Here is a 3,016-nt window from a genome sequence, read left to right on the forward strand (position 1 = left end):
ATTCAGACTATACCGAAGAAAAAACTATGCCGAAAATTCATAAAAATCTTAATGGTGAATGTGTTTAATAATTCATTTTCGGCATAGTATTCGCTATACTTGAAGTACTTTATAAAGGAGGTACTTTAAGATGAAGATTGATACTATTTGTGCTTTATTAATAGAAGCACTACGGGAAGCGAGCTATAATGAATCCACTGTTTTTAATTATCAAGGCGTGATTCAAAGATTTAAATTCTTTTGCAGGGAAAAAGGTGTTACCGAATACACGCCTGGATTTGGTAAGACATATGCTGATGACGTAATAAGCAAAAAGACTGGAGTATTTAGTAAAAATCGTTATCATTCACAGGGTAGATTTATACGCTTGATTGATTCGTATTTCATCACTGGACACTTTGATTTTTCAACTTTAACACGCGGTAATGTTATTCCAAACAATCAATGTCATAGAAATATTTATTCTGATTATGAAAAATTTTTAAAGTCCGAATATTCTAATGAGAATACAATTCATTTCTATGAATATGGGCTTTATTGCTTACTACAATACTTAGATATCCTTGGTGTGGCTGATATTGAATTTCTCACACCTGAAATAGTTATTAGATATATACAGAATTCGAAACAATGTAGGCAAAGGGAAATTCTATGTGAACTCAGAGCAATTTTTAGATATCTGAAGAGAGCAGATCTATTATCAGCGATAGCTGGAATTCATGCTCCGAGAATTAAACGTATAATACCTACATTAACTGACGAAGAACAGCATAATCTCAAAAGTGTCATTGATGCGGGATTAGTTACCCTTCGCGATTCAGCAATTGTTCTTTTAGGACTTTCATCGGGAATAAGAGCATGTGATCTTATAGATCTAAAGCTCTCAGATATTGATTGGCTTAATGAGACTATATCATTTCGTCAGAGCAAGACGAAAAATATGGTATGCTTACCGTTGATTCCTTTAATTGGTAATGCAATCTTTCGTTACATAACTGAGGAACGGCCGGATTCAAAGAACGATTTCATATTTATAAGACAACTAGCACCATTTGAACCATTATCTGATCACTCATCATGCTACGAAGTAGTTAAACGAGTTTTCAGTAAAGCTGGAATTAAAAAGGATGGTCGTATCTTTGGAATGCATATGTTGCGCCATAACGCAGCATCTACGATGGTTAAAAACTTTGTTCCAATAGAGACTATAGCTGCAATACTTGGTCATTCCAATTCAGAAACTACGGATATATACATCACTACTGACGAGCATAGACTCAAAGAGTGTGTGTTACCAATGACTGGCATCTCTACGGAGGTGAATCCATGAGCGACTTAATTAGTAACCTTGCACTTAAAATCAGAGACTTTATTAAATTTAAGAATTCTCTTGGAATTGAGTATAAGACAGGATTCTATTACTTAAAACAGCTTGATAAATATAATTACGAACATGGAAACTATGGTGATTTAAAAAAAGATATCACTGAAAACTGGGCCATGCAGCATGCCAACAAATCAACTACAAGAGACCGGAGCTGGATATCTCCCATAAGGGAATTCGGACGGTATCTCCAAAGTATTGGTTTAAAAGATGCATATGTCCTCGATGGTCGGTTTACCATTCAGCGTTATCATGCTGAAGTATATCTAATGAGTGATAATGAGATTCAAATCTTCTTCAAGGAATGTGACTCTTATGTACTTAGAAAAAAAATTTCTGGAAGAGCATATGTTTTTCCCGCTCTATACAGGTTATTGTATTGTTGCGGAGCGCGATGTGGAGAGGTACGAAAGCTTAAATGTACAGATGTGCATCTTGATAAAGGATATGTTGATATCCTGCAGGCAAAGGCCCATAGGGACAGGCGGCTCTTCCTGTCTGATGAACTAATTGATTATCTGAAATGTTATGACACTGCCATTAGTAAATGTTTTCCATCAAGAGAATATTTCTTTCCTGGAGGCCATGGAGGTATTTGCTCAACTACTGCGATATCGGCCAATTTCAGGAATATATGGATATCATCAGGGCTTAAACGTGATGGCAAAGTAAAGTCCAGGGCCTATGATTTTCGCCATCATTTTGCTTGTGCGAACATCATGCGGTGGTCAATGGACGGAAAAGACATTCATGCAATGCTTCCATATCTCATGAGATATATGGGACACTCCTCTTTGGAGAGCACGTATTATTACATACATCTTATTCCAGACTTTTTCCCGCAGTATACTACCCTTACATCTTCATTGGAAGGACTCATTCCGGAGGTCGAAGAGTATGAAATATAACAGAAAAAAAGATAAAAATTTTTGGAAGTTGGCTCGAAACTATCTTCATGATTACATGCCAGTAACAAGAAATCTGTCAGACAAGTCCGTCGAGGCATACAAGCAATCGCTCAAATCTTACCTACAGTTTCTTGAGGAATATCGGTCATTAGTAAATGAGGATGTTACATTTGAAGCATTTTCAAGGGATAATGTCAAAGACTTTGTTGGATGGTTAAAGGAACATAATTATGCTCCGAAGAGCATAAATCTGAAACTAACAGCAATAAGGTCTTTTTTGAAGTACTGTAGTGAGGAAGATTTTGAACTTAGAGGAATATATACAGAGGTCTGTTCCATTAAGAAGCAGAAAGAAGAAAAGCGTCCTATCCAGTATCTTCAACCAACTGCTACTTCAGCCATACTTTCTGCTTATGATACAAAAACAGCAAAACATAGAAGGAATCGTATGATGTTAATACTGCTTTACGACACAGGTGCCAGAGTGCAGGAATTGGCTGATCTGAATCTTTCTTCGTTGCATCTTGAAACAGCAAATCCATATGTAACACTTATTGGAAAAGGGCGTAAAATTAGAAATGTCCCACTGATGGAAAAAACAGTAAAGCATTTGGCGATATATCTAAAAGAATTTCATCGAGAAGCTAATGAAAATCCATTATTATATAGTTCGTTAGACGGTAAACCTCACAGCCTTTCAACAGACAGCATCAGCTTAGTGCTT

3 protein-coding genes are annotated in these 3,016 nt (G+C 36.3%); all 3 read left to right on the forward strand.

Annotated features, from left to right (window positions below):
• Positions 1–217 precede the first annotated feature (217 nt).
• Positions 218–1,330, forward strand: coding sequence for a tyrosine-type recombinase/integrase (locus tag KPL55_RS25325; RefSeq protein WP_216309532.1), 1,113 nt, complete (start codon positions 218–220; stop codon positions 1,328–1,330).
• Positions 1,327–2,292 (forward strand): tyrosine-type recombinase/integrase, encoded by a 966-nt coding sequence (locus KPL55_RS25330; protein WP_216309533.1) that lies wholly within the window; start codon positions 1,327–1,329, stop codon positions 2,290–2,292. Before KPL55_RS25325 ends, KPL55_RS25330 begins: the two co-directional genes overlap by 4 nt.
• A partial coding sequence (locus KPL55_RS25335) for a tyrosine-type recombinase/integrase (protein ID WP_216309534.1) occupies positions 2,282–3,016 on the forward strand: 735 nt, incomplete at its 3' end. The genes KPL55_RS25330 and KPL55_RS25335, both read left to right, overlap by 11 nt.

Origin of the sequence: Clostridium lacusfryxellense (assembly GCF_018861735.1) — a bacterium.
Lineage (GTDB): Bacteria > Bacillota > Clostridia > Clostridiales > Clostridiaceae > Clostridium_AD > Clostridium_AD lacusfryxellense.

What these genes read in the sequence shown, in the direction of transcription:
- KPL55_RS25330 (WP_216309533.1), top strand. Translation starts at nt 1,327, where the DNA reads ATGAGCGACTTAATTAGTAACCTTGCACTTAAAATCAGAGACTTTATT.